This window comes from Rathayibacter rubneri, assembly GCF_023743255.1.
GTDB classification, from domain to species: domain Bacteria; phylum Actinomycetota; class Actinomycetes; order Actinomycetales; family Microbacteriaceae; genus Rathayibacter; species Rathayibacter rubneri.
On the sequence record NZ_JAMRYM010000134.1, the window covers coordinates 1 to 6584 of the forward strand.

Below are 6584 nucleotides of genomic sequence, written 5' to 3' on the forward strand. Positions count from 1 at the left end.
CTCGTCATCGGCACCGTGGCGGCGGCCGCCGCCACGGTGCCGATGACGAGCGCGCGTCGGCGCATCGGGCGCCCGCCCGGGGTCTCGTTCTGGCTCGACGTCATCCTCCGAGCCTAGACGCGGGCCCTGCGGACCTCGGGGACACCGCCCCGTGGCCGCCGCGTCCTCCACGCGGGACTCCCATATCCTCTAAGGATTCACATCAGCGACTCCCCTAGCTTGAGTGACAGAACCGCGACCCTCCGGATCCGCCCCCTCGGACCCGCACCCCCGGTCCCGGCGACGAAAGGACCCCATGCTCCGACCCCGCCTCGCTCCCGCGGTCCCTCTCGCGGCCCTCGCGCGCACCCTCGAGATCCCCGCCGACGATCTCCTCGAGGCCGACGTCACCGGCGTGACGCTCACCGCCTCCGACGTCGAGCCCGGAGACCTGTTCGTCGCGCTGGCCGGTGTGAACCGCCACGGCGCCGAGTTCGTCGCCGAGGCCCGCGAGCGCGGCGCCTCCGCCGTGATGACGGACGGGGCGGGGGCGGACCTCGCCCGCGCCACCGGACTGCCCGTGCTCGTCGTCGAGGACCCCCGCGCCCGCCTCGGAGCCGTCTCGGCCGCCGTCTACGGCACCGGCGAGCGCGCTCCCGTGCTCTTCGGCGTGACCGGCACCAACGGGAAGACCTCGACGGTGCACATGATCGAGGGCCTCCTCCGCCAGCTCGGCGTGAAGCCCGGCCTCAGCTCGACGGCGGAGCGCCACATCGGCGACACGTCCATCACGAGCGGACTGACCACGCCCGAGGCGACCGAGCTGCACGCCCTGCTCGCCCGGATGCACGAGGAGGGCGTCGGCGCCGCGGCCATCGAGGTCAGCGCCCAGGCCCTCACCCGCCACCGCGTGGACGGAGTCGTCTTCGACGTCGCGGGCTTCACGAACCTCAGCCACGACCACCTCGACGACTACGGCGACATGGAGACGTACTTCGCCCAGAAGGCGCAGCTGTTCCAGCCCGACCGAGCCCGTCGCGCCGTCGTCTCGCTCGACTCCCCCGCGGGAGCCCGCATCGCCGAGACGGCGGGCGTCCCGGTCTCGACGATCACCTCGCTGCCCGGCGTCGAGGCCGACTGGACGGTGACGATCCTCGAGCAGGAGTTCGGCCGCACCGGCTTCCGCATCCAGAACCGCGAGTCGCGGGCGATCACCACGTCCGTGCCGATCATCGGCGCGCACATGGCCGCCAACGCGGCGCTGGCCATCGCGATGCTCGTCGAATCGGGCCGGCCGCTCGGCGAGATCCGCGCGGCGCTGCACCGCGACGGCGGAGTCGACGTGTCGCTCCCCGGCCGCACCGAGCGCGTCTCGGGCGAGCGCGGCCCGACCGTCTACGTCGACTTCGGCCACAGTGCCGACGCCTTCCAGCACACGCTCGAGGCGGTGCGCGGAGTGACCCGCGGCCGCGTGATCATGGTGTTCGGCGCCGACGGCGACCGCGACACCCTGAAGCGCCCCGCGATGGCCGAGGCCGCGGTCTCGGGCAGCGACGTCCTCGTCGTCACCGACCACCACCCGCGCTTCGAGGACCCCGCGTCCATCCGGCGCACGCTCGTCGACGCGGCCCGCGCGGCGAGGCCCGACGGCGAGATCCACGAGGTCGACGACCCCAAGCGCGCGATCCGCGTGGCCGTCTCGCTCGCCCAGGAGGGCGACTCCATCCTCTGGGCGGGCCCCGGGCACCAGAACTACCGCGACATCCAGGGCGTGCGCACGCCCTACTCTGCCCGGGCCGAGGCCCGTGCGGCGCTCCGCGAGGCCGGCTGGACCGACGAGTCGGCGGTCGGCTCCGAGTGACGCGGGGACGCGCCTCCTGAGATCCCGTTCAGGCTCGCCGCCGGGGCCTGGAGGCGCGTCCTCACGCGGTGTAACTTTGCGCAGCACGCAACGTTCGCGGCGGTCCGCCGTGCCCTGAGGGCGTCCGCCTCACGAGGGGACACCCATGGCCGACTCCGCCGCCCGACAGCCCGAACCGACGCCCTCCGGCGCGGTCATGACGCACCGGCAGATCCTCTTCGTGATCTTCGGACTGATGGCGGGCATGTTCCTGTCCTCGCTGGATCAGACGATCGTCGGCACGTCGATGCGCACCATCGCCGACGACCTCGACGGGCTCTCCCAGCAGGCCTGGGTGACGACGGCGTACCTGATCGTCTCGACGATCGCGACTCCGATCTACGGGAAGCTCTCGGACATCTTCGGCCGCCGCCCGCTCTACCTGATCGCGATCGTCCTGTTCCTGATCGGGTCGCTGCTCGCGGGCTTCGCGACCTCCATGCTCGGCCTCGCGGGCTTCCGCGCGGTCCAGGGCCTGGGCGCCGGCGGCCTGATGTCGCTCGCCCTCACGGTGATGGGCGACATCCTCCCGCCGCGGGAGCGGGCCAAGTACCAGGGGTACTTCCTCGCCGTCTTCGGCGTCTCGAGCGTCGTCGGCCCGCTGATCGGCGGACTCCTCGCCGGCACCCCCGAGATCCTCTTCATCACCGGCTGGCGCTGGGTGTTCCTGATCAACCTGCCGATCGGCGCCGTGGCGCTGGTCATCGTGCTCCGCTTCCTGCACCTGCCCAAGCCCGCCGGTGTGCGCTCCGTCCGCATCGACTGGTGGGGCGCGGCCCTGGTCGTCATCGCCGCCGGTCCGCTCCTGCTGATCGCCGAGCAGGGTCGCGAGTGGGGCTGGGGCTCCCCGATCGCCTGGGTCTGCTACGTCGTCGGCGCGCTCGGCATCGTCGGCTTCATCGCGGCCGAGCGGATGATGGGGGACGACGCGCTGATCCCGCTGAAGCTCTTCCGCTCGCCGACCTTCTCGATGGCCACCGTGCTGGGCGTGCTGGTCGGCTTCGGCATGTTCGGCGGCATGATGACGATCCCGCTGTACCTGCAGCTGGTGAACGGGGCCACCCCGACCGAGTCCGGATTCCTGATGCTGCCGATGATCCTCGGCCTCATGATCGCCTCGATCGTCTCGGGCCAGATCATCTCGCGCACCGGGCGCTACCGCGCGTTCCCCATCGTCGGGACCTTCCTGATGTCGGCCGCGTTCTTCTACTTCACCTTCGTCTCCATCGACAAGCCGGTCCTGTTCATGATGGGCGGCATGCTGATGCTGGGGCTCGGCCTCGGCCAGATGATGCAGACGCTGACCCTGGCGTCGCAGAACTCGGTCGACGTGGCGAACATGGGAGTCGCGACGAGCGCCTCCACGTTCTTCCGCCAGATCGGCGGCACCCTGGGCACCGCGGTGATCTTCTCGGTGCTGTTCACCCGCATCCCCGACACGATCGCGGCGGCCTTCCGGAAGCCGGGGATCGCCGCCGACCTGCAGACCGCTCTCGCCGACCCGAGCGTCGTCGCCGATCCCGCCAACGCGAAGATCCTGGAGCTGCTGCAGTCGCAGGACTCCTCCGCGATCGGATCCGCGCTCGACGGCGACACGTCCTTCCTGAACACGGCCGATCCCGCGCTCTCGGCTCCGTTCCTCACGGGGTTCAACGATGCGACGGTGACCGTCTTCACGGTGGCCCTCGGGGTCGTGCTGCTCGCCTTCGTGCTCTCGTGGTTCCTCCGCACCCCGCCGCTGCGGGCGAAGTCGGCGATGCAGGAGGCGCACGACCTCGCCCAGGACGACGCACGGGCGCAGGACGACGCGCAGGCGCAGGAGCAGCGCACCGCCGAGGACCTGCGCCGCAGCGACCCCCAGCTGGCGGCCCGTGCGGGGGCGGACCTCGCCGCGGGCAGCATCGAGCCGGACGTGCGGACGGACGCCGTGCGCGCGGAGCGACCGGGCGCCGACGAGACCCAGGGGCGCCGTCGCAGCTGACCACGCCGGGCCGTCGGGAGTCCCGCCCTCGCGGCGGGACGCGGATCGACAGGCGAGAGAGCGCTCCATCACAGGCCGTAGGATGGCCGTACCAGCCGAAGGAGTCGCCCATGAGCGTTGCCCGCATCCCCGCCACCGAGTCGCCGAGCCTCGCTGAGCAGACCGCCAGGGCCGAGCGCCTCGCCGTGCGCGACTGGCCCGTCGGATTCCTCTGGGGGTCCGCCACGGCCGCCGCCCAGATCGAGGGCGCGGGTCACGAGGGCGGCAAGGAGGACAGCATCTGGGACGCGTTCTCGCGCGTCCCCGGCGCCGTCGCCAAGGGCGACACCCCCGAGGTCGCCGTCGACCACTACCACCGCATGCCCGCCGACGTGCAGCTGATGAAGGAGCTGGGCCTGGGCTCGTACCGCTTCTCGGTCAGCTGGTCGCGGGTGAAGCCGGGCGACCGCTCCGTCAACGCCGAGGGACTCGATTTCTACTCGCGCCTGGTCGACGAGCTCCTCGGAGCGGGGATCCTGCCCTGGCTGACGCTCTACCACTGGGACCTCCCGCAGGCCGTGGAGGAGACCGGGGGCTGGACGAACCGCGACACCGCCGAGCGGTTCCGGGACTACGCCGAAGCCGTCTACGAGAGCCTCGGCGACCGCGTCCAGCACTGGACGACCTTCAACGAGCCCTTCTGCTCGACCCTGCTCTCCTACGGCGCCGGCGTCCACGCGCCCGGAGTGATCTCGCAGCAGGCCGCGCTCGCCGCGGTCCACCACACCCACCTCGCGCACGGCCTCGCGGTCTCGACGCTGCGGCAGCTCGGCGCGCAGAACCTCGGCATCACTCTCAACCTCTCCAACGCCGTCCCCGACGACCCCGAGGACGAGGTCGACCTCGACGCCGCCCGCCGCTTCGACGCCCTGCAGAACCGCATCTTCCTCGACCCGCTGCTGCGCGGCGAGTACCCCGAGGACCTCCTCGAGGACGTCGCGGGACTGGGCCTGGACGAGCTGATCGTCGACGGCGACCTCGACCTCATCTCGCTGCCGCTCGACTTCCTCGGCGTGAACCACTACCACGACGACAACGTCTCGGGTCATCCGCTCCCCGCCGGCGCCGAGGACTTCGCCGCCGCGACCGATCGCGAGACCGCGTCCCCGTTCGTCGGCTCGGAGTTCATCACGTTCCCCAGCCGCGGTCTGCCGCGCACGGCGATGGACTGGGAGGTGCACCCCGACGGGCTGCGCTACCTGCTGACCCGCCTGGGCCTGGAGTACGAGAACCTCCCTCCGCTGTACGTCACCGAGAACGGCGCCGCGTACGACGACGTCGTCGAGGACGGCCGCGTGCACGACGTCGACCGCACCCAGTACGTCCTCGACCACGTCGAGAAGGTCGCCGACGCGATCGACCAGGGCGCCGACGTCCGCGGCTACTTCGTCTGGTCGCTGCTCGACAACTACGAGTGGGCCTGGGGCTACGAGAAGCGCTTCGGCATCGTGCGCGTCGACTACGAGTCCCAGGAGCGCACGATCAAGGACTCCGGACTCGTCTACTCCCGCCTGATCGGCGGCTCGTCCGCCTCGTTGCTGGACTGAGCCGTGAGCGACGGGTCGGCGGCACGGGAGCCGGGGCGCTCCCCCACCCTCGAGATGGTCGCGGCGCGCGCGGGAGTGTCGCGCGCGACCGTCTCGCGGGTCGTCAACGGCGCCCCGCAGGTCGCGGCCGACATCGTCGCGGCGGTCGAGAAGGCCATCGGCGAGCTCGACTACGTCCCCAACCGGGCGGCGCGCATGCTCGCCTCCCGCCGCACCCAGTCGATCGCGCTGATCGTCCCGGAGTCGACGGCGCGCGTCTTCGCCGACCCGTTCTTCGCGTCGATCGTGCAGGGCGCCGCCATGCACCTCGCCGACACCGACTACACGCTCTCGATGCTCATCGCGTCCGAGTCCAACGGCGAGAAGACCCGCCGCTACCTCCTGGGCGGCAACGTCGACGGCGCCCTGGTGGTCTCGCACCACTCGGGCGACCACTCCTACGCGGCGCTGGCCAACTCCCTCCCGATCGTCTTCGGCGGCCGGCCGCTGTCCCCGGAGGAGCGAGGCTCGTACTTCGTCGACGTCGACAACGCCGAGGGGGCGGCCGACGCGACCGCGCACCTGATCGAGCGCGGTCGCCGCCGCCTCGCCACCATCGCCGGCCCGGCCGACATGCCCCCGGGCGTCGACCGGCTCGTGGGCTGGCGCCGCACCCTGGCCGACGCGGGGCTGGACGACTCCCTCGTCGAGTGGGGCGACTTCTCGCCCGACAGCGGCCGCGAGGCGATGCGCCGCCTGCTCGAGCGCGATCCCGGCATCGACGGGCTCTTCGCCGCCAACGACCAGATGGCCGTCGGCGCGTACGAGGCGCTGCGGGAGGCGGGGCGCCGCGTCCCCGAGGACGTCGCCGTGGTCGGCTTCGACGACGACATGTACGCGCGCACCGCCGTGCCCGCCCTCAGCACCGTGCGCCAGACGCCCGCCGAGCTCGGCGCGCGCATGGCCGAGCTGCTGGTCGCGCGCATCGAGGGCCGCCCGGTCGAGCACCGGACGCTGATGCCCACCGAGCTGGTCGTCCGCGCCAGCTCGTGACGCGGCTCCACAAGTTGCGGTAAGTGCGGGCGCTCACCGCAACTTCTGGAGAACCGACGGGCTCGGCGACGCGACGCCGCCTCGCCTCCGCCGCCCCGCCCCGCCT

Annotated in this window: 4 protein-coding genes; all 4 read left to right on the forward strand. The window is 72.2% G+C overall.

Features of this window, described 5'->3' with window-relative positions:
* Positions 1–295: 295 nt before the first annotated feature.
* The 4 genes from NB037_RS17940 (at position 296) to NB037_RS17955 (ending at position 6478) form a co-directional block, all read left to right on the forward strand.
* Positions 296–1840 (forward strand): Mur ligase family protein, encoded by a 1545-nt coding sequence (locus tag NB037_RS17940; protein ID WP_251948206.1) that lies wholly within the window; start codon positions 296–298, stop codon positions 1838–1840.
* A 145-nt stretch (positions 1841–1985) separates the two neighbouring features.
* Positions 1986–3860 carry an MDR family MFS transporter gene (locus tag NB037_RS17945; protein WP_251948208.1) on the forward strand — a complete coding sequence of 625 codons (1875 nt, stop codon included), beginning with the start codon at positions 1986–1988 and terminating at the stop codon, positions 3858–3860.
* A gap of 110 nt (positions 3861–3970) precedes the next feature.
* The gene (locus NB037_RS17950) at positions 3971–5446 is read left to right on the forward strand and encodes a GH1 family beta-glucosidase (protein WP_251948210.1); all 1476 of its coding nucleotides are present in this window, start codon (positions 3971–3973) and stop codon (positions 5444–5446) included.
* 54 nt (positions 5447–5500) lie between these two features.
* Positions 5501–6478, forward strand: coding sequence for a LacI family DNA-binding transcriptional regulator (locus tag NB037_RS17955; RefSeq protein WP_251948212.1), 978 nt, complete (start codon positions 5501–5503; stop codon positions 6476–6478).
* Positions 6479–6584 lie beyond the last annotated feature (106 nt).